The sequence below is a fragment of the Sphingomonas brevis genome (genome assembly GCF_023516505.1).
GTDB lineage: Bacteria > Pseudomonadota > Alphaproteobacteria > Sphingomonadales > Sphingomonadaceae > Sphingomicrobium > Sphingomicrobium breve.
The window spans coordinates 1,406,645-1,429,238 of record NZ_JAMGBB010000001.1 but is presented as its reverse complement, the minus strand read 5'-3'; the positions used below and the strand labels follow the sequence as shown (position 1 = coordinate 1,429,238).

At 63.6% G+C, this 22,594-nt stretch carries 23 protein-coding genes; 3 read left to right on the top strand and 20 right to left on the bottom strand.

Annotated features, from left to right (window positions below; all coding sequences use genetic code 11):
* Positions 1–248: 248 nt before the first annotated feature.
* From pnp to truB, 3 genes are all read right to left on the bottom strand, one after another.
* Complete coding sequence (gene pnp, locus LZ518_RS07330) at positions 249–2,621, bottom strand: polyribonucleotide nucleotidyltransferase (protein WP_249915349.1); 2,373 nt, start codon at positions 2,619–2,621, stop codon at positions 249–251.
* A gap of 195 nt (positions 2,622–2,816) precedes the next feature.
* Positions 2,817–3,086, bottom strand: coding sequence for a 30S ribosomal protein S15 (gene rpsO / locus LZ518_RS07325; protein ID WP_249915348.1), 270 nt, complete (start codon positions 3,084–3,086; stop codon positions 2,817–2,819).
* A gap of 19 nt (positions 3,087–3,105) precedes the next feature.
* Complete coding sequence (gene truB, locus LZ518_RS07320; RefSeq protein WP_249915347.1) at positions 3,106–4,059, bottom strand: tRNA pseudouridine(55) synthase TruB; 954 nt, start codon at positions 4,057–4,059, stop codon at positions 3,106–3,108.
* 88 nt (positions 4,060–4,147) lie between these two features.
* On the opposite strand from truB, the gene LZ518_RS07315 reads away from it, so the two are divergent.
* Positions 4,148–5,122 carry a hypothetical protein gene (locus tag LZ518_RS07315; protein WP_249915346.1) on the top strand — a complete coding sequence of 325 codons (975 nt, stop codon included), beginning with the start codon at positions 4,148–4,150 and terminating at the stop codon, positions 5,120–5,122.
* 2 nt (positions 5,123–5,124) lie between these two features.
* Here the strand turns inward: LZ518_RS07315 and LZ518_RS07310 are convergent, their stop codons facing one another.
* The 12 genes from LZ518_RS07310 to LZ518_RS07255 form a co-directional block, all read right to left on the bottom strand.
* Positions 5,125–5,742: a thymidine kinase gene (locus LZ518_RS07310; protein ID WP_249915345.1), complete on the bottom strand. Its 618-nt coding sequence runs from the start codon at positions 5,740–5,742 to the stop codon at positions 5,125–5,127.
* On the bottom strand, positions 5,742–6,146 hold the full coding sequence (locus LZ518_RS07305; protein WP_249915344.1) for a hypothetical protein: 405 nt from the start codon (positions 6,144–6,146) through the stop codon (positions 5,742–5,744). The genes LZ518_RS07310 and LZ518_RS07305 overlap by 1 nt, the downstream gene beginning before the upstream one ends.
* A 32-nt stretch (positions 6,147–6,178) precedes the next feature.
* Entirely contained in the window at positions 6,179–6,688 is a 510-nt protein-coding gene (locus LZ518_RS07300; protein ID WP_249915343.1) for a GNAT family N-acetyltransferase, read from the bottom strand.
* Between the two features lie 13 nt (positions 6,689–6,701).
* Positions 6,702–7,439, bottom strand: coding sequence for a hypothetical protein (locus tag LZ518_RS07295; RefSeq protein WP_249915342.1), 738 nt, complete (start codon positions 7,437–7,439; stop codon positions 6,702–6,704).
* Positions 7,436–7,828 (bottom strand): 30S ribosome-binding factor RbfA, encoded by a 393-nt coding sequence (rbfA, locus tag LZ518_RS07290; RefSeq protein ID WP_249915341.1) that lies wholly within the window; start codon positions 7,826–7,828, stop codon positions 7,436–7,438. The genes LZ518_RS07295 and rbfA overlap by 4 nt, the downstream gene beginning before the upstream one ends.
* The gene (locus LZ518_RS07285) at positions 7,828–8,265 is read right to left on the bottom strand and encodes a PaaI family thioesterase (RefSeq protein ID WP_249915340.1); all 438 of its coding nucleotides are present in this window, start codon (positions 8,263–8,265) and stop codon (positions 7,828–7,830) included. Before LZ518_RS07285 ends, rbfA begins: the two co-directional genes overlap by 1 nt.
* A 147-nt stretch (positions 8,266–8,412) precedes the next feature.
* Complete coding sequence (gene infB, locus LZ518_RS07280) at positions 8,413–10,926, bottom strand: translation initiation factor IF-2 (RefSeq protein WP_249915339.1); 2,514 nt, start codon at positions 10,924–10,926, stop codon at positions 8,413–8,415.
* Complete coding sequence (locus LZ518_RS07275; RefSeq protein WP_249915338.1) at positions 10,923–11,621, bottom strand: DUF448 domain-containing protein; 699 nt, start codon at positions 11,619–11,621, stop codon at positions 10,923–10,925. The genes infB and LZ518_RS07275 overlap by 4 nt, the downstream gene beginning before the upstream one ends.
* Positions 11,602–13,227 carry a transcription termination factor NusA gene (gene nusA, locus LZ518_RS07270; protein ID WP_249915337.1) on the bottom strand — a complete coding sequence of 542 codons (1,626 nt, stop codon included), beginning with the start codon at positions 13,225–13,227 and terminating at the stop codon, positions 11,602–11,604. The genes LZ518_RS07275 and nusA overlap by 20 nt, the downstream gene beginning before the upstream one ends.
* A gap of 5 nt (positions 13,228–13,232) precedes the next feature.
* Complete coding sequence (gene rimP, locus LZ518_RS07265) at positions 13,233–13,769, bottom strand: ribosome maturation protein RimP (RefSeq protein ID WP_249915336.1); 537 nt, start codon at positions 13,767–13,769, stop codon at positions 13,233–13,235.
* Between the two features lie 129 nt (positions 13,770–13,898).
* Positions 13,899–14,384 carry an isoprenylcysteine carboxyl methyltransferase family protein gene (locus LZ518_RS07260; RefSeq protein WP_249915335.1) on the bottom strand — a complete coding sequence of 162 codons (486 nt, stop codon included), beginning with the start codon at positions 14,382–14,384 and terminating at the stop codon, positions 13,899–13,901.
* Positions 14,384–15,430, bottom strand: a complete 1,047-nt coding sequence (locus LZ518_RS07255; RefSeq protein ID WP_249915334.1) for a type III polyketide synthase — start codon at positions 15,428–15,430, stop codon at positions 14,384–14,386. The genes LZ518_RS07260 and LZ518_RS07255 overlap by 1 nt, the downstream gene beginning before the upstream one ends.
* Positions 15,431–15,469: 39 nt before the next feature.
* Here LZ518_RS07255 and LZ518_RS07250 point away from each other — a divergent pair, with 39 nt between their 5' ends.
* Positions 15,470–16,627 (top strand): PQQ-dependent sugar dehydrogenase, encoded by a 1,158-nt coding sequence (locus tag LZ518_RS07250; protein ID WP_249915333.1) that lies wholly within the window; start codon positions 15,470–15,472, stop codon positions 16,625–16,627.
* A gap of 21 nt (positions 16,628–16,648) precedes the next feature.
* On the opposite strand, the gene LZ518_RS07245 is transcribed toward LZ518_RS07250, so the two are convergent.
* The 3 genes from LZ518_RS07245 to trmB are packed head-to-tail and all read right to left on the bottom strand — an operon-like array spanning position 16,649 to position 19,126.
* Positions 16,649–17,311, bottom strand: a complete 663-nt coding sequence (locus LZ518_RS07245; RefSeq protein WP_249915332.1) for a peroxiredoxin — start codon at positions 17,309–17,311, stop codon at positions 16,649–16,651.
* A 36-nt stretch (positions 17,312–17,347) separates the two neighbouring features.
* Positions 17,348–18,397 carry a cysteine synthase A gene (locus LZ518_RS07240; RefSeq protein WP_249915331.1) on the bottom strand — a complete coding sequence of 350 codons (1,050 nt, stop codon included), beginning with the start codon at positions 18,395–18,397 and terminating at the stop codon, positions 17,348–17,350.
* A gap of 9 nt (positions 18,398–18,406) precedes the next feature.
* Positions 18,407–19,126 (bottom strand): tRNA (guanine(46)-N(7))-methyltransferase TrmB, encoded by a 720-nt coding sequence (gene trmB, locus LZ518_RS07235; protein ID WP_249915330.1) that lies wholly within the window; start codon positions 19,124–19,126, stop codon positions 18,407–18,409.
* Positions 19,127–19,230: 104 nt separating this feature from the next.
* On the opposite strand from trmB, the gene LZ518_RS07230 reads away from it, so the two are divergent.
* Positions 19,231–19,635 (top strand): DUF1761 domain-containing protein, encoded by a 405-nt coding sequence (locus tag LZ518_RS07230; RefSeq protein WP_249915329.1) that lies wholly within the window; start codon positions 19,231–19,233, stop codon positions 19,633–19,635.
* 81 nt (positions 19,636–19,716) lie between these two features.
* Here the strand turns inward: LZ518_RS07230 and metK are convergent, their stop codons facing one another.
* Both metK and lnt read right to left on the bottom strand, forming a co-directional pair.
* Entirely contained in the window at positions 19,717–20,961 is a 1,245-nt protein-coding gene (metK, locus tag LZ518_RS07225) for a methionine adenosyltransferase (RefSeq protein WP_249915328.1), read from the bottom strand.
* A 56-nt stretch (positions 20,962–21,017) separates the two neighbouring features.
* Positions 21,018–22,535: an apolipoprotein N-acyltransferase gene (gene lnt / locus LZ518_RS07220; protein ID WP_249915327.1), complete on the bottom strand. Its 1,518-nt coding sequence runs from the start codon at positions 22,533–22,535 to the stop codon at positions 21,018–21,020.
* Positions 22,536–22,594 lie beyond the last annotated feature (59 nt).

Sequence of the window (22,594 nt, the reverse complement as noted above, 5' to 3'; positions counted from 1 at the left end):
TTGGCTGGCCCCGGGAGCAGCGCCAATAGACCAATCTTGAAAGCGTGTTTCCCGGATGGCGACAATAATTTGCTTGTTGCCGACAAGCGGTCGACGTCGCAGCGTGGAACGATCGGCTACGCCATCGATAAGAAAAGGCCCCGGACCTAGGCCCCATCAAAGCAGTGCTTTGACGGGAACCTAGCTCCAGGGCCTTCCTGTTACGGCCTAGCACCCCGACTCATTGGCCGGGATGAAGACGAGTTCGATTATTCGTCGTCGTTCCGCAGGAACGCCGGGGCGAATTCAGGTGCGGGGCCGTCGTCGCGCTGGCGATCGCCGCCTTCGCGGCGCGGGCCACGGTCACCACGGCCTTCGCCGCGCGGACCACGGTCACCACGATCGCCACCTTCACGACGCGGACCGCGATCGCGGTCACCGCCGTCGCGGCGCGGGCCACGGCCGTCACGGCGCGGGCCGCGATCACCACGATCGCCACGCGGACCACGGTCCTCACGCGGCTCGCGGGGCGGGCGCGTGTCTTCCAGCTCGGCGCCGGTATCCTGGTCGACCAGGCGCATCGACAGGCGAACCTTGCCGCGCGGGTCGACTTCCAGCAGCTTGACCTTGACCTCCTGGCCCTCGCTCAAGACGTCGCGGACGTTCTCGACCCGCTCGTTCTTGATCTCGCTGACGTGGACCAGCCCGTCCTTGCCGGGCATGAAGGTCACGAACGCGCCGAAATCGACGATGCTGGCGACCTTGCCGGTGTAGATGGTGCCGGGCTCGGGCTCCGCGACAATGCCGTGGATCCACTGGCGCGCGGCCTCGATCTGCGACAGGTCGGACGAGCTGATCTTGATCAGGCCTTCGTCGTCGATGTCTACCTTGGCGCCGGTGGTGGCGACGATCTCGCGGATGACCTTGCCGCCGGTGCCGATCACTTCGCGGATCTTGTCCTTGGGGATCTGCATCGTTTCGATCCGCGGCGCATGGGCCGACAGTTCGCTGCGGGTATGGTCGAGCGCCTTGGCCATTTCACCGAGGATGTGCGCGCGGCCGTCCTTCGCCTGGGCGAGGGCGACCTGCATGATTTCCTGGGTGATGCCGGCGACCTTGATGTCCATCTGCAGGCTGGTGATGCCGTCGGACGTGCCGGCGACCTTAAAGTCCATGTCGCCAAGATGGTCCTCGTCGCCGAGGATGTCGGAAAGCACTGCGAAATCCTTGCCTTCGAGGATCAGGCCCATGGCGATGCCGGCAACCGGACGCGCCATCGGCACGCCGGCGTCCATCATCGCGAGGCTGCCGCCGCAAACGGTGGCCATCGACGAGGAGCCATTGCTCTCGGTGATGTCGGAGAGGACGCGGATCGTATAGGGAAATTCCTCCGCGCTCGGCAGCATCGGGTGCAGCGCGCGCCAGGCGAGCTTGCCGTGGCCGGTGTCGCGGCGCGACGGAGCGCCAAAACGGCCAACTTCACCGACCGAATAGGGCGGGAAGTTATAGTGGACCATGAAGCGCGAGTAGGAGAGGCCCTCCAGCCCGTCGATCATCTGCTCGGCGTCCTTGGTGCCGAGCGTGGTCGATACGATCGCCTGGGTCTCGCCGCGGGTGAACAGCGACGAGCCATGGGTGCGGGGGAGGAAACCGACGACCGCCTCGATCGGGCGGACCGTCTTGGTGTCGCGGCCGTCGATGCGGCGGCCTTCCTTCAGGATAGCGGTCCGGACGATGTCGGCCTCGAGGCTCTTGACCGCCTTCGATGCCGCCATCTGCTCTTGCGGATCGGCTTCGGCGAAGGCTTCCTTGGCCTTCTCGCGGATCTCGTTGAGCGCGGCCGAGCGCTGCGACTTGTCGGTCAGCTTGTAGGCCGCCTCAATGTCCTTGCCGACCAGCTTCTTGAGCTTGTCCTTGGCGGCGGTCTTCGCGTCGCTGGTAGCCAGCTCCCACGGATCCTTGGCGGCCTTCTCGGCGAGCGAGATGATCGCGTTGCAGACCTTCTGCGACGCCTTGTGGGCAAACATGACAGCGCCGAGCATGACCTCTTCCGAAAGCTCCTTGGCTTCGGATTCGACCATCATCACGGCATTGGGCGTGCCGGCGACGACCAGGTCGAGCTGGCCTTCCTTGACCTGCTCCTGGGTCGGGTTGAGGATATATTCGCCATCGATGTAGCCGACGCGGGCGGCACCGATCGGGCCCATGAAGGGAACGCCGGAGATAGTGAGGGCAGCCGACGCGGCGATCATCGCCAGGATGTCGGGCTCATTCTCGCCATCGTAGGACAGGACCTGCGCGATCACGAGAACTTCATTGTAGAAGCCCTCGGGGAACAGCGGACGGATCGGACGGTCGATCAAGCGGCTGGTCAGCGTTTCCTTTTCGGTCGCGCCGCGCTCACGCTTGAAGAAGCCGCCCGGAATGCGTCCGGCGGCCGAGAATTTTTCCTGATAGTGGACGGTCAGCGGGAAGAAGTCCTGGCCGGGCTTGACCGACTTGGCGGCGGTAACGGCGCAGAGGACGACGGTTTCGCCGAGGGTCGCCAGTACGGCGCCGTCGGCCTGACGGGCAACGCGGCCCGTTTCGAGCTTGAGGGTCTTTCCGCCGAGCTCGATTTCCACGGTTTTGATATCAAACATCTTATTTCCTTTACCCCGCGGCCAGATGCCTACGGGGACAGCTCCGGCCCAAGAAAGTGGTACTTTCGTGGGTACCCGGTCCGCAGACAAAGCCGGTCTGCGAGCGGTGCGGGGCCTAAATTGCCCCAAAGGCCGTTCCGCCGAATGCGGAGAAGCCCCAAAATGCGAAGGGCGCCGCGCGGGCGCCCTTGCATGTTACTTGCGGAGGCCAAGCTTGGTGATGAGATCACTATAGCGTTGGACGTCTTCGCGCTTGAGATAGTCAAGCAGCGAGCGGCGCTTGTTGACCAGCATCAGGAGGCCACGGCGCGAATGGTTGTCCTTCGCGTGGGTCTTGAAATGCTCGGTCAGGTTAATGATGCGCTCGGTCAGGATCGCAACCTGCACCTCGGGCGACCCAGTGTCGTCCGGTTGGCGGGCGTTGTCCTTGATGATCTGCTGCTTCTTTTCAGCTGTAACCGACATCGTGTCACTCCTATTCGTTTCAAAGGTTGAACCCGCGCACGACCTTGATCGTGGTCCCGTCGCCTTCGACCAGCGCGACCGGCACAGCGCCGTCCATCGCAAGCGAAAGCCCCGGGGTCGCGGGGATCCCGAAAAGCTGCTGTCCATGACGGAGCAGCCTGGCTTGTTCGGGGGTGACGGGGAGGCCCGGGATGTCGTCCAGCCCCGCCTCAAGCGGGAGAACCGTCCTCGTCAGTGCGCGCCCCTTAGCGATTTCCGCCAGTTTGTCCAGCGATATCGCCTGTTCCAGGGTGAAGGGGCCGGCCTTGGTACGCCTCAACATGGTGACATGGCCGACACTGTTCAATGCATGGGCGATGTCGCGGGCAAGGCTGCGGATATAGGTGCCCTTGGAAACTGTGGCAGAGAGGGTGATGTCCTCCATGCTTTCGTCATTCCCGCGAAAGCGGGAACCTGGATTTTCTTCTTGATTGCCTGGGTCCCCGCTTGCGTGGGGATGATGAATTTTTAGCGAATGCACAGTCACCGCCCGCGACTTCAGTTCCACCTCTTTCCCCTCCCGCGCCAGGTCGTAGGCACGCTGACCGTCGACTTTCAGGGCCGAGAAGGCTGGCGGGACCTGCTCGATCAGGCCGGTGAAGCGCGGCAGGATGGCCTCAATATCGGCACGTGATGGGCGGACGTCGCTGGCGGCGATCACCTGGCCTTCCAGATCGAGCGTGTCGGTTTCCTCGCCGAAGCGGATGGTGAAGTCATAGGCCTTCGTTGCGTCGAGCATCCGTCCGGCAAGCTTGGTCGCTTCGCCGAGTGCGATCGGCAGCACGCCGGACGCAAGCGGATCGAGCGTCCCCCCATGACCGACCTTGGTTTTGGGTTCGCCGGCTTCGCGCAAGACGCGTTTGACTGCTCCTACCGCCTGGGTCGAACCCGTACCGACCGGCTTGTCGAGGATGATCCAGCCGCTGAGCGCCATGGGCGGCGCGATAGACAAGGCCAGCCGCTTTGACCATAAGTTCGAGCGACGTGTTCCAATCCCCGCGCGCCCTTCCCATCTCGCTGCCATGGACGCGCCCCGCGTGAGCAAGAAGCAGCATATCAAGCAGCTGGCATGGCGCGAATATCTGCCCATGGCCGGGGTTATCGCCACATGGGCGGTGATCGTCGCCGCTCTCGGTCATGCCGACGCCGCCCGGCTGCTGGCGGCCATCACTGCGATCCGGGCAATCCAGAACCTGACCCGGCTGACCACCTCCGTTTCGTTGCGGCAGCGCATGGATGCACCGCGTGAGATCCGCCGCCAGGCGAAGGTATTCGCTCTCAATCTCCAGGTCGGGGCGCTGATTGCCGCGATAATGGTGGTTACCGGCTTGATCGCGGCGATGGACGCGATCGGCCAAGGAAGCATTGCCGCGGTGCTGCCCTTCGTCGCATTAGGGATGCCGGCGCGCTACCTTCGCGTCGCCGACGTCAACACCGCTTCACCCTACTTCCGGCTGGCACTGGCCGGAAGCGGGCTGGTGATGGTGGCGATAGGTTGGGCATCCGGCCTGCATCTGGTGGCGATGGGCCTTGCCTTCGGTGCTCGCGAATGGGTCGCCTATGCGGTACTGCGCTTGTGGCCGCGAGAGGCAAGCGAGCCCCGGACCACGTTGGTCGAGCCACTTCGTTTTGCCGAGATCGCGCGCAATACGGCGATCATCGGTCGACGCATGCTTACCTATCGCCTCACCAAGACCTTGCTCACCGTTTTCGGACCGCTCGGCAACATTGCCGCTCGTACCGGTCGCGGACTCAACTTCTTTCGCCGGCTGGAGCCCTATATTCCGCACCATCTCGGCGGGTTCATCCTGGCCAGCCTCGGTTTCTACGGCGCGGCCGGATTCCTTGCCTATGGCAGCGGCGAGCCGGCGGCGATGATCGGGGCCGCCGGCATGGCCCAGATCGCGTCGGCGATGGCCAACGTCATATTGCTTTGGCACTGGCTGCCGGCGCGAGACCTCGGTGGACGTGTCGACGACGACGACGACGATGAATGATTTTAAGCGCGCGGGATCGCCAGGCTGAGCTGGCGCGCCTCGCTTTCCTTTAATCGCTCGAAGAAATGACGGCGGCAAAGCGCGATGTAACGGTCGTTGCCGCCAATTTCGGTCTGAGCGCCGGCAACCACGGCGTGACCTTCCGCATCGACGCGAAGGTTCATGGTCGCTTTGCGCCCGCACTCGCACACGGCCTTCAGCTCGGTCAGCGAATCCGCGAGGGCCAGCAGCGCCGCCGAGCCGGGAAAGAGATTAGCCTGGAAATCGGTACGGAGGCCGTAGCAAAGCACCGGGATTTTGATCTCGTCGGTAATCCGGCACAGCTGTAGCACATGGTCCCGGGTGAGGAATTGCGCCTCGTCGATTAGAATGCAGTCCAGCTTGCGCTTGATCAGTTCGCGCACGACTGCGTCGAACAAATTGATGTCGTCGGCAAAGCAATGCGCCGGAGCGGACAGGGCGATACGCGAACCAATCATGCCCGCGCCGTCGCGGTCGTCCAGCGCGGCTGTCCACAGCATCGTCTGCATGCCGCGCTCGCGATAATTATAGTCGGCCTGCAGCAGCGTGGTCGACTTCCCGGCGTTCATCGCCGCATAGTAGAAATAGAGCTTGGCCATCAGGGACAGAGCGACCCCGCTGGGGCGCGCTTGAAGTCGCCGAGGCGAATCGCGGCAACCGCTTTCGGCCAATGCTCGATCGCGAGCTTGCCATTGGCAGGAACGGCGCAGCTCTTTGCCGCCCCAGCTTTCCCGTCCGGCAGGATCAAGGTCGCCTTATAGGCATAGTCGAACCTGCTGTTGTTGGTGATGGTCATCGTGGTGCCCATCAGCGCGCTGAGCGAGACCTTCATCTCACCGGCCGCGGGCATGGCCTTGACGGCGGCCTTGCGAGCCCTAGCTGGCTGCCCGTGTGCGACGGAGAAAATCCAGGTCTCGCCCATCTTGACGACCAGCCCGGGAGGTTTGGCCAACGCCGGTTGGGCTGCCAGCATGAGTGCAAGGATCGGACCGATGAGACGCATGATTCCTTGGCAACGCTAGCTGAGCATCGCGACTACTTCCACTCGTCCTTCAGGATCGAGAATAGCACCGTATCGCGAACATGGCCGGTCCAGGTAATGCGGTCGGCGCGCATCACGCCCTCGCGCGACGCCCCCAGTTTGGCCATTGCCGCCTGGCTGCGCTTGTTACGCTCATCGACGCGGAATTCGACCCGCCGGAAACCGCAATCGAAGGCGCGGCGAAGCATCATGTCCTTGACCCTGCGGTTGAAACCGGTGCCGCGAAATTTGGGACGGTAGTAAGTGCCGCCGATTTCGAGCACGCCGCGGCCCTCGTCGATGCCGAGGAAGCTCGACATGCCCGCGAATTCGTCACCTTCGAACAGAATGAATGTCCGGTTTCGAGGGGTGCTGCGGTAAAGCGCGATGCTGTCGTCGAAGCCATCTGGACCGAAGTTATTGGCATAAATCTGCCAGATTTCTCCGTCCTCGGCGCACGCCGACCTAAGCGCGTCATGCCAATCGTCGGTGTACAGCTCGGCGTGGCATCCATCGCCGTTCATGGGCGCATCGAGCTTAGCCAAAGACGCGATTCACCCATCCGTCGGGATTGAAGGACTGCCAATCGTCGATCTTATCGATAGTTGGAATGGCCGAGCTCCTCAGCCGATGCCATCGGACCGCGTCGGAACCGTCACTGTCGGTGCGGCCGTGGCTTTCCTTCACTCGCCGGTTGAGGAAGTTGATGCTTAGCTCACTCGTATCGCCGCTATTCCGCCCGACATTGTCTCGATCATAGCCGATCAACTGCAGGGTATTGCCGCTCCAGCGGAACGTGAATGCTGTTGTTCCCATGTCCCAGCCACCGGCATTGGCAAAGGAGAACAGGCTGATTTTCAGCGAGCCCCGTTCGATGGCCAGGCCACCGTCCTCCCCGAACGGGTCGCTCATCGTCGGGATTTCATGGCGCGGGATAAGGCGATGGTTTGACAGCTTCAGGCGAAATCCAGTTGCCGAGCCCACTGCGACAATCAGGATGCGCGGGTTGGTGTCGAGCCGTGGCACCCCAAGGCTTTCATTGGTTAGGACGAAGGCAGGATCGGCCTGCTTCACGACTATCGCCAGATCGTCGCGGCCGTCCCCGCTGATATCGCCCCTCGCTTGCCTCTCGATCGCCCAACCGTCGGGAACAAACGCACCAGCATTGGCGCCGGAGCTGGAGATAAATGGATAGGTCGCCGACGGGATGGCGAGCTGCTGCGCCATGGCCGGAACGGCGGCGATCAACAGAAGGAGTCCTCCGGCGATCCTCATTCGTCACCCAAATCCTGCGCGACATGATCGGAACGGAGAAGCCGATCGATATGGCCACCTTCGTCGAAGCTCTCGTCGGCGATGAACTTCAGCTTGGCGGCATATTTCATCTGAACGCGACGGGCGACTTCGCGCTGCAGGTAGGCCGTATTGGTGCGCAGCGCCTTGAGCACCGCTTCCTCGTCCTGGCCGAGCAGGGGTTTCACGAACACCGTCGCATGACGAAGGTCGGGCGACATGCGCACCTCGGTAATGCTGACCAGGTGCGACTGCAGGACTTCGTCGTGCACGTCGCCGCGCTGGAGAATTTCGCTAAGCACATGGCGCACCTGCTCGCCGACGCGAAGCAGGCGGACCGTACGGCCTTCGGGGGTCTCCTTGGTACGCATCAATATCTTCCATTTGCCTTGTCGCCGCGCATTACGCGGTTGCTGAAGGTTGCGCGGGCGACCATGTCGCCAGCATCGTCGAATAATTCGGCTTCCGTGAAGGCAATGGTTTTGCCCATCCGGATCACGCGACCTCTGGCCACGAAACTACCCGGGCGCGCTTCCTTAAGGAAGCTGATGTTGAAGTCGATGGTCGGGGCGTAGGCCTCACCATGCGTGTGACCGAACAGAGCCGGGCCCTGAGTGTCGTCGAGCATCGCCGCGAGGAAGCCTCCCTGGACGGTTCCGCCTGGGTTGATGAAGCGCTCGTCAGCGGTGAAGGCAATCTCGATCGTGCCGGCGTCAGGGTCAATGGAGCGCAACGCCCAACCCAACAGCTTGGCCGAGGGGGGAGGATCGAAACGATCAAAGATCGACGGGGTGCGGGGCTGGTCCATCTTGCCTCAGGGACGGAAGAGCTAGGACAACGGCAGTAGTCACGGGTGTCCACGACAAACAGCCAGCTGCTGCGTCGAACAGCCAGCGGCCTGCTCTATCCTCCCGCTTTTACCGCTTCTCCCGCTCCCCGTAAGCTTTCCATTCGGTCACAGCGTCCGCGCGCGCTCCTCGGTCTCGAAGACTTCGAGATTGTCGCCCGGCTTGATGTCGTTCGTATCTGCCAGGAGCACGCCGCACTCCATGCCGGCGTTGACCTCCTTCACATCGTCCTTGAAACGGCGAAGCGAGGAAATGGTCGTCTTCGAAACGATGACGTCCTCGCGAGTAAGGCGCGCATGGAGCCCCTTGCGGATGACGCCTTCCAGCACGAGCAGGCCGGCGGCCTTGTCCCGCTTGCCAGCCGGGAAGACTTCCTTGACCTCGGCGCGGCCAACCACCGTTTCGATGATCTCCGGACCAAGTTCGCCAGCCATCGCTCCCTTCACCCAGTCGGTGAGGTGGTAGATGACGTCGTAGTAGCGGAGCTCGACCTTGTTACGCGCGGCGGTCTCGCGCGCCTTGGCGTTGGGACGGACGTTGAAACCGATGATCGGCGCGCCGGTCGAGGCGGCCAGCGTCACATCGCTCTCGGTGATGGCGCCGACGCCCGAGTGAAGCACCCGAACCTTGATCTCATCGGTCGAGATCTTGTTGACCGCATTTACGATCGCCTCGACGGAGCCCTGCACGTCGGCCTTGACCACCATCGGGAATTCGATCGTCGAAGAGGATCGGTTGGCGAACATATTTTCAAGGCTGACCGGCGCCGACGTCGTGCGCTTCTTGTCGAGCACGCCCTGGCGGTAAGCAGCGACCTCGCGGGCGCGGGCTTCATTCTCGACCACTGTCAGCTGGTCGCCAGCCGACGGAACGGCGCCGAGGCCAAGCACCTCTACCGGGAAGGACGGCGGCGCCTCCTTCACCTGGCGGCCATGGTCGTCGATCATCGCCCGAACCTTGCCCGAAGCGGCCCCGACGACGATCACGTCGCCCACGCGAAGCGTGCCGCGCTGGACCAGCACGGTTGCCAGCGGTCCGCGGCCCTTGTCGAGCTTAGCCTCGATAACCGTGCCTTCGGCCGCGCGATCGGGATTGGCCCTCAGCTCAAGAATTTCAGCCTGGAGGTTGATCGCTTCCAAAAGCCCGTCGAGATTGGTCTTTTGTAGTGCCGAGACTTCGACGTCCTGGACCTCGCCGCCCATCTGCTCGACGATAATCTCGTGCTGCAGCAGCTCCTCGCGGACCTTCTGCGGATTGGCGCCCGGCTTGTCGATCTTGTTGATCGCAACGATCATCGGCACGCCGGCTGCCTTGGTGTGGTTGATGGCCTCGATCGTCTGTGGCTTGAGGCCGTCGTCGGCGGCCACGACCAGCACGACGATGTCGGTGACGTTGGCGCCGCGAGCGCGCATCTCGGTGAAGGCTTCGTGGCCCGGCGTGTCGAGGAAGGTGATCTTCGACTTGTCTTTGAGCGCGACCTGATAGGCGCCGATGTGCTGGGTTATGCCGCCGGCCTCGCCAGAAACGACATTGCCGCCGCGGATGGCGTCAAGAAGCGACGTCTTGCCATGATCGACGTGGCCCATGATCGTCACGACCGGCGGGCGAGGCTTGAGCGTCTCGTCCGGATCGACGTCGGTCTCTGTCTGGATGTCGACGTCGGATTCGGAAACCCGGTTGATGCGATGTCCAAACTCGACAATGAGCAGCTCGGCGGTGTCCTGGTCGATGGTTTCCGTGATGGTCACCGGGGTACCCATCTTGAAGAGCGCCTTGACCAGGTCAGCACCACGTTCGCCCATGCGCTTGGCAAGCTCCTGGACGGTAATTGCCTCTGGCACGTCGACATCGCGATACTGTTTCTGAGCCGGACCGGATTCCTGGTGGTGGCGCTTTTCCTTTTCGCGGGCACGACGGAGCGCGGCCAGCGAGCGGGCGCGGCTGTCGTCCTCACCCGACAAGGCGCGGCTGACGGTCAGCTTGCCGGCGTGGCGGCGCTCATCGACGCGGCCGCGGTTGGCGCCAGGGTGCGCCGGGGCCGTCCGTTTCGGGGCATGAGCCGGGGCGGTGGAGCGCCGGAATTCGCGATCGTCCTCGGACGGTTCGGCGGCCACTTCCGCGGTGGGGCGGGTCGCCTCCTCGGTGGCAAGACGCTCGGCCTCGGCGGCTTGCTCCACGGCCAGGCGCGCGGCCTCTTCTTCGGCCTTGCGGTTTTCCTCGGCGCGGCGCTTTTCGTCCTCAGTCTGGGCTTGCTTCGAACGGTCCTCGCGGCGGCGCGCCTCTTCAAGCGAGGCCATCCGAGCTTCCTCGGCTTCGCGCAGCAGGCGCTCCTGCATTTCCTTGCGAGTAGTAATGTCGTCGGCTGGGCGCTTGGCCGCGGGCTTCGGGGCGGGCGCGGCCGGCTTCGGCGCCGGGGCGGGGGCCTCGGCGACCGGCTTGGTCTCGACGGGCGGAGGCGCCTCGCCCGGCTTGCTGAACACACGCCGCTGCTTGCGCTCCACCACGACGGTGTTCGAGCGGCCATGGCTGAAGCTCTGCTTCACCTTGCCGGTCTCGACCGTACGCTTCAGGCCCAGCGGAGGCCGGGTTCCAAGCTTGGGCTTGTCGCTCTGGTCGGTCATGCGTTTCCTTCGTCTACAAATACGTCGTTCGAGCCCGGCCGAGCGGCGTGGCCGCCGTCTAGCCCAGCATCGGGATCAATGAAAGCTTGCCACCGGTTGATGGCGAGAGTGACGCGCCTCGCGGCGGCGGCGTCGGTCAAGGCGATGTGTACCACATTTTCGCGGCCCAGCGCCATCGACAAGATGGTGCGCCCCTCGGGAAAAACCAAGCCTTGGGGACCGCCGCCGCCGACCCGCCAGGCCTGGTCGAGACGCCTGCGGCCGTCCTCGCCGGCATCGGCGGCATGGATCAAGAGGGCGACTTTGCCCTGGCGGGCCGCGACCTCGACCCTCTCGGCGCCGTTGATCAGCGTACCGCCGCGAGCTTCGAGGCCTAGGCGGTCGAGCGCCTGTTGCCGCAAGCTTGTCTCGATCCGCTCGCCGAGGTCGGCGGGGACCAAGAGGTCCTTGCTTTTAAAGGCGCGGGCAAGGGCACCCTTGAGCTTGCCCTTGGCATTGGCCTCGTCAATCGCGTTGCGGCCGACGCCGATCCACGCTCCGCGGCCTGGGGCACGGGCGCGAACGTCAGGTGCAATCTGGCCGTCAGGACCGAGGGCAAGCCGGATCAGCTCCTCGCGCGGCGCGGTTCGCCGGGAGAGGATGCAGCTCCGCTCGGGTACTTGAGCGTCTAGCGGATCATTCTGAGGATCCCGCATCGGCGGCCTCCTCAGATTGCGGCTCGTCCTCGAACCAGTGAGCGCGAGCGGCCATGATGATCTCATTGCCTTGCTCTTCGGTCAGGCCATAGTCGGCCAGCACGCCGGCCTTGTCTTCGGCGCGTTTGGGGGCGGTTTCGGCCCGGCGGCGCGGCTCCTGGCGCTTTTTCTGGATCAGCTCGTCGGTGGCGAGGTCCGCGAGGTCGTCGAGGGTACGGATATTGGCCTTGCCCAAAGTCACAAGCATCTGCTCGGTGATATAGGGCAGCTCTGCCAGCGCATCCTCGACGCCCAGCTTGCGGCGCTCGTCGCGAGCGGCTGCCTCGCGGCGCTCAAGTGCTTCCGAAGCGCGGCTCTGCAGTTCCGAGGCGATTTCGTCATCGAGTCCTTCGATCGAAGCGATCTCATCGACCTCGACGTAAGCGACTTCCTCAAGGCTGGTGAAGCCTTCTGCGACCAGCAGCTGTGCCAGAGTCTCATCAACGTCCAGCTCGGTCTGGAACATCTCCGAGCGCTCGACGAACTCGCGCTGGCGCTTCTCGCTGGCATCGGCCTCGGTGAGGATATCGATCTGCGAGTTGGTCAACTGCGAGGCGAGGCGGACGTTCTGCCCGCGGCGGCCGATCGCCAGGCTGAGCTGGTCGTCGGGAACCACCACCTCGATCCGGCTTTCTTCCTCGTCGATCACGACGCGGCTGACAGTCGCCGGCTGGAGCGCGTTTACCACGAAGGTCGCGGTGTCCTCGCTCCACGGGATGATGTCGATCTTCTCGCCCTGCAATTCCTGGACCACCGCCTGGACGCGGCTGCCCTTCATGCCGACGCAGGCACCGACCGGATCGATCGAGCTGTCGTAGCTGATGACGCCGATCTTGGCCCGCGAACCCGGGTCGCGGGCGGCTGCCTTGATCTCGATAATGCCGTCGTAAATTTCCGGCACTTCCTGCGCGAACAGTTTCTTCATGAAGTCCGGATGGGCGCGGGAAAGAAAGATCTGCGGGCCGCGGGTCTCGGCCGAAACGCGCAGGATCAGCGAGCGGATGCGGTCGCCGACGCGGACCATTTCGCGCGGAATCTGCGCGTCGCGGCGGATGACGCCCTCGGCGCGGCCAAGATCGACGACGACATGGCCGAACTCGACGCGCTTGACGACGCCGGTGATGACTTCGCCGGCGCGGTCCTTGAACTCTTCATATTGCCGCTCGCGCTCGGCGTCGCGGACCTTCTGGAAGATAACCTGCTTGGCGGCCTGCGCGGCGATGCGGCCGAACTCGATTGGCGGCAGCGGGTCGACGATGAAATCGCCGATGGCCGCATCGGCCTTGAGTTTCTGGGCGCCCTTCAGGTCGACCTGCTTGAAATGATCTTCGGGCTCTTCGACCACTTCGAGCACACGCCACAGGCGCAAGTCGCCGGTTTCCTGGTCGAGCTTGGCGCGGATATCGTTCTCGGCACCGTAGCGGGCCCGGGCGGCGCGCTGGATCGCGTCTTCCATGGCCTCGATGACAATGGCCTTGTCGATCAGCTTTTCGCGAGCGACTGCGTCGGCGATAGCCAGCAGTTCGGCCTTGTTGGCAGTGGCAGCGGCGGGCGCGGCAGTGGCCATGATGTTCAACCTTCCGTCTTGATCAAATCGGCGCCTTCGGTGCTGAGCGGCGCGGTGGCGTTAATAAGCTTGTCGGTCAAGAGCAGCTTGGCCGATGCAATGTTGGCGAACTCGACCTTCCGCTCGCCCTTGGGCGTCGCAATACTGATCGTTTCACCGGAAATTCCCTCGATGATGCCGGACACCTGCTTGGCGCCATCGACCGCTTCCGCATATTTGATGCGCGCTTCATGACCTGCCCAATCGGCAAAGTCGGCGCGGCGGGTCAGCGGGCGGTCGATTCCGGGCGAGCTGACTTCCAGGCGGTATCCGCCTTCGATCGGATCCCGTCCGGCGGCTTCCTCGCCATCGAGCAGGTCCGACAGCGTGCGCGAGATGTCGGCGCAATCGTCGATCGTCAGCTGGCGCGTATCGGGCCGCTCGGCCATCACCTGCAAGGTTGGGTCCGACGCTCCGCCGATCATCGCCACGCGCACAAGATCGAAGCCCAGTTCCCTGACGGCGGGCTCGATCAGGCGAGTAATTGCGGCGGTGTCGGTCAAACAGGCTCCATTCGAAATTCCAAAACTTCTCGGCGCCGAGCCCCTCCGGGCTCAGCCTCAACGCCTTTACGATGTCGAGGAGAGTGGCCGCCATATAGGCGTGCCGCCCAAGAGTCGCAAGAAGAAGAGTTAGAAGCCCAGAGCTTCGTTTTCGGCGCGGATTCGGACGGCAAGAGCTGCTCCGTTGAGCAGCGAAAAGATGATGGCGATGTCCCACAGGCCGAACACCAGCGGCAACACCGCAATCTCGCCGATCACCACCAGATAATTGGGATGGCGGACAAAGCGGTAAGGTCCGGACGCAACCAGCTGTTCGCCCGGAACTATGATGATCCGAGTGGTCCAGCGCGGCCCGAGCGTGCGCAGTACCCAAACCCGCCCCGCCTCGATCAACAGGAACAGCAGAAGGAACGGGATGTCGATCGGCCGGCCGGGAGCCAGCCACCACAGGGTCAGCAGCCAGGCGGCGTGAACTGCCACGATCAGGGGATAATGGCCCGCACCGACTTCCTGTCCGCCGGCTGCCAGCAGCCGCTTGGTATTGGCGTGGGCCAGCGGCAGTTCGACAAGGCGCTGCAGCGTGACGAAGGCCAGCAAGGCGATGGATGGCCACATTATCTGAGCTCTAGAAGCATGCCGGCGGCGGTGAAGCCGGGTCCGAAGGCGGTCATCAATACCCGTTCGGGCAAGCCACGAGCGATCAACCGGTCGAGCACGAAAAGCACGGTAGGGGCGCTCATGTTTCCGCAGTCGCCCAGCACCTCGCGCTCGAGGTCGAGCGTGCCGACAGGAAGCTCCAGCGCGCTTTCAATGGCGTCGATTACCTTGACCCCGCCGGGGTGGCAGCAGAAGCGGTCGATGTCAGTGCGGCTGCGGCCGAATCCGGACAGGATGCCGTCAACCGCTTTGGCTAGCTCAGCCTCGACGAAGGGCGGGATGGCGCGATCGAACACCACGGCAAGTCCCGGGTCCTCGACCCGCCAGCCCATGATGTTCAACGTATCGGGCCACATCTTCTCTCCCGCGCCCGCAATCGTCGCCAGTCGGCTGTGACCGCTGCCTACCACTGCGGCCGCGGCGCCATCGCCGAAGATTGCAGTGGCGACAATTGCCGCCGGCTCGTCGCTGTCGAGACGAATGGCAATCGAGCAGGTCTCGATCGTAACGAACAGCCAGTTCGTGCCTGGCTCGGCCGCGGCGAGCCGGGCTGCGGTCGCCAAACCGTTGATGCCGCCCGCGCAGCCCATACCGAACACCGGGACTCGGCGAACATCATCGCGCAGCCCGATTGCGGGGCCATTGCGTGCCTCGATGCTCGGTGTCGCTATACCTGTGGTCGACACCATGACTACGCCGTCGATTTCCGACGGCTTCAGTCCCGAGCGGTCGATCGCCTTGCTGGCCGCGTCCCGAAACATGGCGTCGCATGCATCCAGATAGACGCGATTGCGTTCTTTCCACCCGTGATGGCCTTCGTACCATTCGATCGGCGCGACGATGTGCCGTCGGGCGATAGCGGCGTTGTCGAATACGCCCGCCAGCCGGTCGAACAGCTCCTTGCGTCCACCGAACAGCTCGCGCGCCTTGGCCTTCGCGAGATGTTGCTCAACGCTGTAAGGCGGTAAGGCCGTAGCGAGCGACAGGAGGCCGACGTTGATCATGTGAGCCTTTCGTTTCGCCGCTGTTATGGGAGAGATCGGATGAACCGACGGCTAATACAAGCAGTGTTAGTGGCGCTGCTTGGCGGCGCATGCCAGTCGGAAAGTGCCGCCCAGCGGCAGGATAGCCAGGATCGTCCGTTCACCACGACCGAAATTGCCGACTTTAGCTCGCCCTGGGCGATGGCGTTTTTGCCCGGCAGCGGCGTCCCCTTGACCAACATGGCACTGCTTACCGAAAAGGAAGGCAGGCTGTGGCTGGTAGATGTCACTAACGGCACGCGGACAGCAGTTTCGGGCGCTCCCGACGTGGTGGTGGCGGGTCAGGGCGGGCTGGGCGATGTCATGCCCCACCCCGATTTCGCTGGAAACCAGCGCGTCTATTTAAGCTTCGTCGAGCGCGGGCCGGATGGCACCAGCGGGGCCGCATTGGGCTATGGCACGCTCGATCTTCGCAATCCCTCCGCACCCGCGCTGCGCGGTTTCAAGGTCATTTGGCGGCAACAGCCCAAGGTTTCCGGCAACGCCCATTTCTCGCACCGGATCGCCTTTGGGCCAGACGGGCTTCTCTACCTGAGTTCCGGCGAGCGGCAGAAGATGACTCCGGCGCAGGACCTGACCAACGATCTCGGCAAGGTGCTCCGCCTGACGCCGGAAGGCCAGCCGGCGGAGGGCAATCCGTTCAATGATCCGCGCGCCGACACCAATCGCGATACCGCGATCTGGAGTTTCGGCCACCGCAATGTGCTTGGCCTGAGCTTCGCACCGGACGGCAGGCTGTGGGCTTCGGAGATGGGACCAAAGGGTGGAGACGAGGTCAATTTGATCCTGCCCGGCAAGAACTACGGCTGGCCGCGGGTGTCGAACGGCAGTCATTATGACGGGCGCGACATCCCCGACCACAAGCCGGGTGACGGCTATGAAGCACCCAAGGTCTGGTGGAACCCGTCAGTCTCGCCCGGCGCGCTGATGATCTACACCGGCAACAAATTCCCTGCCTGGAAGGGCGATGCGCTGATCGGCGCATTATCTGGCGAGGCGTTCATCCGCGTCGACATCGATGGCGACAAGGCCAGCAAGGCCGAAGAATGGCCGATGAATGCCCGCATCCGGGCGGTCGACCAGGGTCCGGATGGAAGCGTCTATCTGCTCGAGGACGGGCCCAGCGGCGGGAGGCTGCTCCGGCTCGACCCCAAATGAGCCGGAGCATGATTGCAACGATTAATCCGCGGGCTGCGGGATACGGCGCAGGTAGGGCTTAACCGTCTCCCAGCCGTCCGGATATTTTTCCCTGGCGGCTTCGTCGCTGACCGATGGCGGAATGATGACAGGCTCGCCCGGCTTCCAGTTGACCGGCGTGGCGACACCCTTGTTTTCGGTCAACTGAACCGAATCCAGCAGGCGCAGCACCTCGTCGAAATTGCGGCCCGAACTCATCGGGTAGAGCAGCATGGCCCGGATCTTCTTGTCCGGCCCGATGATATAGACGGTGCGCACGGTGGCGTTGTTAGCTGCCGTGCGGCCGGCGGCGGTATCGCCAGAGTCTGCCGGCAGCATGTTGTAGAGCTTGGCAACGTTGAGATCGCTGTCGCCGATCACCGGATAGTCGACGATATTGCCGGAAACTTCCTCAATATCCGGAAGCCAGCGCTTATTGTCCTCGGCAGTATCGACACTGAGGCCGATGATCTTGGTGTCGCGCTTGGCAAATTCGCCTTCCAGGCCCGCCATATAACCGAGCTCGGTCGTGCAGACCGGAGTGAACGCCTTGGGGTGGGAGAAGAGGATCGCCCAATGGTTGCCGATCCAATCGTGGAAGTTCAGGGTCCCATGCGTCGTCTCGGCGGTGAAGTCGGGAGCAGTGCTGCCGATCGAAAGGGTCATGTTCGTTCCTTCGTATTAGTAAGGTGGATGGCGCCGCTATACCGCTGCAGGCACCGGGACAAAATCGGGTTCGACGACCGTCGGCCGGTCGAGCCACTCCGGAGGCTCAAGGCCCTTGGAGCGAAGAAATTCGGGGTTGAACAGGCGCGACTGGTAGCGGGTCGCCGGATCGCACAACATGGTGACAATGACGTGACCTGGTCCCAGCTCGCGCGCCAGCCGGATTGCGCCGGCAACATTGACTCCCGACGACAGTCCGAGCGCGAGACCTTCGTCCTTCAGCATCGCGAAGGTGGTCGCCAGGCTTTCGGCGTCCGGGATGAAGAAGCTGTGGTCAGGCTTAAACCCTTCGAGGTTGGCGGTTACGCGCCCCTGGCCGATGCCTTCGGTGATCGAGCTGCCTTCCGACTTGAGTTCACCGGTGGTGTAGAAGCTGTGCATCGCCGCGCCCGGAACGTCGGCTAAAGCAATGGCGATATCGGGATTGCGCTCCCGAAGGGCGGCCGCAACCCCGGCCAGCGTGCCGCCGGTGCCGATCGCGCTGACGAAACCGTCGACCTTGCCCTCGGTCTGCTCCCAGATTTCCGGACCGGTGGTGCGGATATGGATGTCGCGATTGGCGACGTTGTCGAATTGGTTGGCGAATATCGCGCCCTCGGGATGCTCCCGGGCAAGGCGCGCCGCGGTGCGGCCGGCGACCTTCACATAATTATTGTCATTGCGGTATGGGACTGCCGGCACCTCAATCAGGCTCGCGCCCAAGGACCGCAGCGTGTCCTTCTTCTCCTGGGCCTGGGTTTCCGGGATGACGATGACGGTCTTGAGGCCGAGTGCATTGGCAACGATTGCGAGGCCGATGCCGGTGTTGCCGGCGGTTCCGTCAACGACCAGCCCGCCCCTGCGGAGTTCTCCGCGGTCGATCGCATCGCTGATGATGCCGAGCGCCGCCCGGTCTTTGACCGAAGCGCCGGGATTCATGAATTCGGCCTTGCCGAGAATGGTGCAGCCCGTCTCTTCCGACGCGCGGCGAAGCCTGATCAGCGGCGTGTTGCCGATTGCGGCAAGAACGGAGTCTCGGGTCTCCATCGCGCCTAATTAGGTGCGCGTGCCGCCTTCGCCAAGGCGGCGGTAGCGGAATTGATGCGGCGTGCGGCCCTGGCGGCGCGCCTTTGCGGCGTAGCGGGTCTCCAGCCAGCCGGAGGGATAGCCCAGCCACTCGCCAGGTTCCTTCACGACCCATTCGAACTGATCGGTGTGGCGCTGCATGATCATCAGCGCCCAATCCAAATAGGTCGGATCGTCGGTGGCGACGCGAAATTCGCCGCCCGGCCTCAGCTTGGCCGCGATCAGGGCCAGCGGTCCGTCATTCAACATCCGCCGCTTGGCGTGGCGCGCCTTGGGCCACGGGTCAGGGTGGAGCAGATAGACCATCGTCAGTGACTTGTCGGGCAGGCGGCGCAGCACATCGAGCGCGTCACCCATGTGGATGCGAACATTGGCCAGCCGCCCGTCGCGGATATGGCCGAGCGCCTGGGCAACGCCGTTGAGGAACGGCTCGCAGCCGATGAAGCCATGGTCGGGCAGCAGGTCCGCGCGATAGGCGAGGTGCTCACCGCCACCGAAGCCGATTTCGAGATGAAGCGGCCGATCATCCCCGAATAGCCGCTTGGACGTAATTTCGCCTTCGGCCGGCACGGCGATCGCCGGCAGTAACGTTTCGACCAACTCGGCCTGGCCCTTGCGGAGCTTATGCCCGCTCGACCGGCCATAGAGCCGGTTGAGAGTGGTTGGATCGCCTTCCTTTTGCGCGGTCATGCCGGCGCCCTAATCGGTTCGTGTCGGGCATTAAACCCTCAGTTTGGCGTCATGTCGTCAGTGGGTTATGTTCCGCTCGCGCAACAATAACTGGGGAGGGGAATATGCGCTCTGGTGGAATCAACTGGCTGGCGGTTATCACCGCGGCGGTCGTCATCTACGCAATCGGTTTCGTCATCTACGGACTGCTGATGGCGCCCGATGCCTATATGGCACTGTCCGGCATGACTGAGGGTGACAAGGCCACGGCGATGTCGCGGATGATGTACAGTCCTCTGATGCCAATCCTGACCGCCGCATTCATGGCGGTGCTCTTCAAATGGGGCAATGTCGCCGACGCCGTGACCGGCGTGAAATGGGCGATTGTGATCGGCTTGGCTTCGGCTGTTCCGACCGTGCTTTATGGTTGGGTCTATGACGGCGTCGATACCAATATGACGCTGATCGACAGCGCCCACCTGCTGCTCGGCCACATCGCTGCCGGCGCCATTTTGGGCGGCTGGAAATAAGCTAATTCGTCATTCCCGCGAAAGCGGGAACCCAGCACTGAGATCTGGGCCCCCGCTTATCCGGGGGTGACGATTCAGTGTTTAAGCGGCGACTGTCACCACTTCCTGCAGCGCCGTCTTCAGATCCTCGACCAGGTCGGTCTTCTCCCACGGGAACAGGTCGCCCTCCGCCTTGCGGCCGAAGTGGCCATAAGCGGCGGTCGCCGAATAGATCGGCTTGTTAAGACCCAGGTGGGTGCGGATCCCGCGCGGCGTCAGCCGGCCGAGCTTGGCGATCCGGCCGATCGCCGCCTCGATCGCGTCGTCGCCGAAGCCTGTCAGTTCGGGGCCGGTGCCGTGCGTGTCGACATAGAGCGACAATGGCTCGGAAACGCCGATGGCATAGGCGAGCTGGATGGTGCAGCGGGTCGCGAGCTTGGCCGCGACGATGTTCTTGGCGAGGTAGCGCGCCGCATAGGCGGCCGAGCGGTCGACCTTGGTCGGGTCCTTGCCGCTGAACGCGCCGCCGCCATGCGGTGCTGCGCCGCCATAGGTGTCGACGATGATCTTGCGGCCGGTAATGCCGGCATCGCCTTCCGGCCCGCCGATCTCGAAGCTGCCGGTGGGGTTGATGTGGTAGACGGTTTCGCTGGTGAGCAACTCGGCGGGAAGCACCTCGCCCACCACCCGTTTCACATAGGCATGAAGCTCGGCTTCCTTGTCGCCCTGATCATAACCCTTCTTGTGCTGGGTCGAAACGACGATCGCGGTTGCCGCCACGGGCTTGCCGTTTTCGAACCGGAGCGTGACCTGGCTCTTGGCATCCGGCTCCAGGAACGGGGCGCGGCCGGCATGACGGTCGGCTGCCATCCGCTCGAGGATCTTATGGCTGTAATCGAGAGTCGCCGGCATCAGGTCGGGCGTCTCGTCGCAGGCGAAGCCGAACATTATGCCCTGGTCGCCGGCGCCTTCATCCTTGTTGCCGCTGGCGTCGACGCCCTGCGCGATGTGCGCCGACTGCGGGTGAAGGTGATTGGCGAAGTCGAGGCGGTCCCAATGGAAACCTGCCTGCTCATAGCCGATCCGCTTCACCGTCTGGCGGACCGCCTGCTCAATCTCCTCGCGAATGCCCTCGGCCCAATTGCCTTCGCGATCCATGATCCCCTGGCCGCGGATTTCGCCGGCCAGCACCACTCGGTTGGTCGTCGTCAGCGTTTCGCAGGCAACGCGTGCTTCCGGGTCCTTGGAAATGAACAGGTCGACGATCGCGTCGCTGATCTGGTCGGCGACCTTGTCGGGATGGCCTTCGGAAACCGATTCGGAAGTGAAGAGGTAGCTATTGCGCATGGGGAGGCATCAGTCCTTGGCAGAAATCTGCTAAAAATTGAGATATAAAGGATTCGTTATATGGCCCTGTAGCGAGCGCGACGGTCGAGTGCAATCGCGACGATGAGCAACAGGAAGCCCAACGCCAGCGGAATGATGTTGCCAAGCCGCGCGAACAGGGTCGGCGCCGCACTGGGCGGCAGGTAGCCCCAGATGATCCCTGCCTTGCCGAGCGGGATGGAATCGATCAGCTCACCGCGGGCGTCGATCAGCGCGCTGATCCCGGTGGGGGTCGAGCGGATGACCGGAATGCCTTCCTCCGCGGCCCTGAGCCGCGCCTGTGCAAGGTGCTGCGGCGGGCCCCAGGCGCCAAACCAGGCGTCGTTCGACGGATTGAAGATGAAGTCCGGGCGATGGTGCGGATCGACGACATGGCCGGAAAAGATAATCTCGTAACAGAGCTGGAAACCGGCCGTTCCCCAACCTTCGGGAAGGGCAAGGCTTTGCGCGCCCGGTCCGGGCTGGAAATCAATATCTCCAGGGGCCAGCCGCGACAGGCCAATGGCGGAAAGCAAGGGCCGCATCGGCAGATATTCGCCATAGGGCACCAGATGCGCCTTGTCGTAACGTCCGACGAATCTGCCGTCCGGGCCAAGCACGAACACGCTGTTGGCCGCGCCATCGACGTTGCGCTGGTCGCTGGAACGGAACGCGATACCGCCGGTTAGCAGCAGGTCGCGATCGGAAATCTCTTTGGCCGCCGCCGATCGCTCTCCGGCGATGTATGGCGCTGCGCCAGGCCGGTTGTCCGATAGGGGTTCGGTCACCGCTGCCTCGGGCCAAAAGACCAGTTCCTGCCGCTGGTCGCGCAGAGTCGACAATTTGCTCAGCTTGCCCGCCGCAATCTGCTCGTAACCCGGCATCCATTTTAGATTCTGGCCGATGTTTGGCTGCACGATGCGGATCGGCTTCAGCGCTGCCTCATTGGGCGCGATCACCGGTCGCGGGAGAAAATGAGTCAGCAGGATGATAACGACGAGACCGGCACCTTCCTTCCACTGGCGCCGGGCGAGCAGCCAGAGAGTTCCGCCGGCCAATGCGACCAGCGCCGAAAGCCCGTAGGTCCCGATCAGACTGCTGACGCCGATGACATGGGTGTCGACCAGCGTGACGCCGATCGGGTTCCAGGCGAAGCCGGTGAACATCGTCGCGCGCAGCCATTCGGTCAGTGCCCAACTTCCGGCCAGGGCCAGCACCAGCGCGACACGGCTCTTCTCGCCGAACCGCCAAGCCAATCCGGCTGCCAGCATCGGATAGACCGCAAGGTAGAGCGACAGCAGGACTACCGCGATCCAACCGAGCCAGGCCGGCATCGCCGCCTGGAAGGTGAAAGCGGTAGCGATCCAGTTGAGACCGATGACGAATTGCCCGACTCCGAACGCCCAGCCGATCAGCAGGGCACCTTTCAGCGACCTGGTCCGCGTTACTAGTTCGCACAGCGCCGCCATGGCCAGGATCATCAGTGGCCACCAGCTTACCGGCTGGAACGCGAATGCGGAAAGGGCGCCGGTAACCAGCGCGATCAGGAACTGCATCGAGCGTCGCTAGCGGGTCGTGACGCGCTGGGAAAGGGCGGCGTCGACGGAAACGCTGC

What these genes read in the sequence shown, in the direction of transcription:
- infB (WP_249915339.1), bottom strand. Translation starts at nt 10,926, where the DNA reads ATGACCGACCAGAGCGACAAGCCCAAGCTTGGAACCCGGCCTCCGCTG.
- LZ518_RS07295 (WP_249915342.1), bottom strand. Translation starts at nt 7,439, where the DNA reads ATGAGGATCGCCGGAGGACTCCTTCTGTTGATCGCCGCCGTTCCGGCC.
- LZ518_RS07245 (WP_249915332.1), bottom strand. Translation starts at nt 17,311, where the DNA reads ATGACCCTTTCGATCGGCAGCACTGCTCCCGACTTCACCGCCGAGACG.
- LZ518_RS07250 (WP_249915333.1), top strand. Translation starts at nt 15,470, where the DNA reads ATGAACCGACGGCTAATACAAGCAGTGTTAGTGGCGCTGCTTGGCGGC.
- trmB (WP_249915330.1), bottom strand. Translation starts at nt 19,126, where the DNA reads ATGACCGCGCAAAAGGAAGGCGATCCAACCACTCTCAACCGGCTCTAT.
- rbfA (WP_249915341.1), bottom strand. Translation starts at nt 7,828, where the DNA reads ATGCGTACCAAGGAGACCCCCGAAGGCCGTACGGTCCGCCTGCTTCGC.
- LZ518_RS07230 (WP_249915329.1), top strand. Translation starts at nt 19,231, where the DNA reads ATGCGCTCTGGTGGAATCAACTGGCTGGCGGTTATCACCGCGGCGGTC.
- LZ518_RS07260 (WP_249915335.1), bottom strand. Translation starts at nt 14,384, where the DNA reads ATGTGGCCATCCATCGCCTTGCTGGCCTTCGTCACGCTGCAGCGCCTT.
- LZ518_RS07275 (WP_249915338.1), bottom strand. Translation starts at nt 11,621, where the DNA reads ATGCGGGATCCTCAGAATGATCCGCTAGACGCTCAAGTACCCGAGCGG.
- LZ518_RS07240 (WP_249915331.1), bottom strand. Translation starts at nt 18,397, where the DNA reads ATGGAGACCCGAGACTCCGTTCTTGCCGCAATCGGCAACACGCCGCTG.
- metK (WP_249915328.1), bottom strand. Translation starts at nt 20,961, where the DNA reads ATGCGCAATAGCTACCTCTTCACTTCCGAATCGGTTTCCGAAGGCCAT.
- LZ518_RS07285 (WP_249915340.1), bottom strand. Translation starts at nt 8,265, where the DNA reads ATGGACCAGCCCCGCACCCCGTCGATCTTTGATCGTTTCGATCCTCCC.
- LZ518_RS07310 (WP_249915345.1), bottom strand. Translation starts at nt 5,742, where the DNA reads ATGGCCAAGCTCTATTTCTACTATGCGGCGATGAACGCCGGGAAGTCG.
- LZ518_RS07315 (WP_249915346.1), top strand. Translation starts at nt 4,148, where the DNA reads ATGGACGCGCCCCGCGTGAGCAAGAAGCAGCATATCAAGCAGCTGGCA.
- LZ518_RS07305 (WP_249915344.1), bottom strand. Translation starts at nt 6,146, where the DNA reads ATGCGTCTCATCGGTCCGATCCTTGCACTCATGCTGGCAGCCCAACCG.
- LZ518_RS07300 (WP_249915343.1), bottom strand. Translation starts at nt 6,688, where the DNA reads ATGAACGGCGATGGATGCCACGCCGAGCTGTACACCGACGATTGGCAT.
- truB (WP_249915347.1), bottom strand. Translation starts at nt 4,059, where the DNA reads ATGGCGCTCAGCGGCTGGATCATCCTCGACAAGCCGGTCGGTACGGGT.
- rpsO (WP_249915348.1), bottom strand. Translation starts at nt 3,086, where the DNA reads ATGTCGGTTACAGCTGAAAAGAAGCAGCAGATCATCAAGGACAACGCC.
- LZ518_RS07255 (WP_249915334.1), bottom strand. Translation starts at nt 15,430, where the DNA reads ATGATCAACGTCGGCCTCCTGTCGCTCGCTACGGCCTTACCGCCTTAC.
- nusA (WP_249915337.1), bottom strand. Translation starts at nt 13,227, where the DNA reads ATGGCCACTGCCGCGCCCGCCGCTGCCACTGCCAACAAGGCCGAACTG.
- lnt (WP_249915327.1), bottom strand. Translation starts at nt 22,535, where the DNA reads ATGCAGTTCCTGATCGCGCTGGTTACCGGCGCCCTTTCCGCATTCGCG.
- pnp (WP_249915349.1), bottom strand. Translation starts at nt 2,621, where the DNA reads ATGTTTGATATCAAAACCGTGGAAATCGAGCTCGGCGGAAAGACCCTC.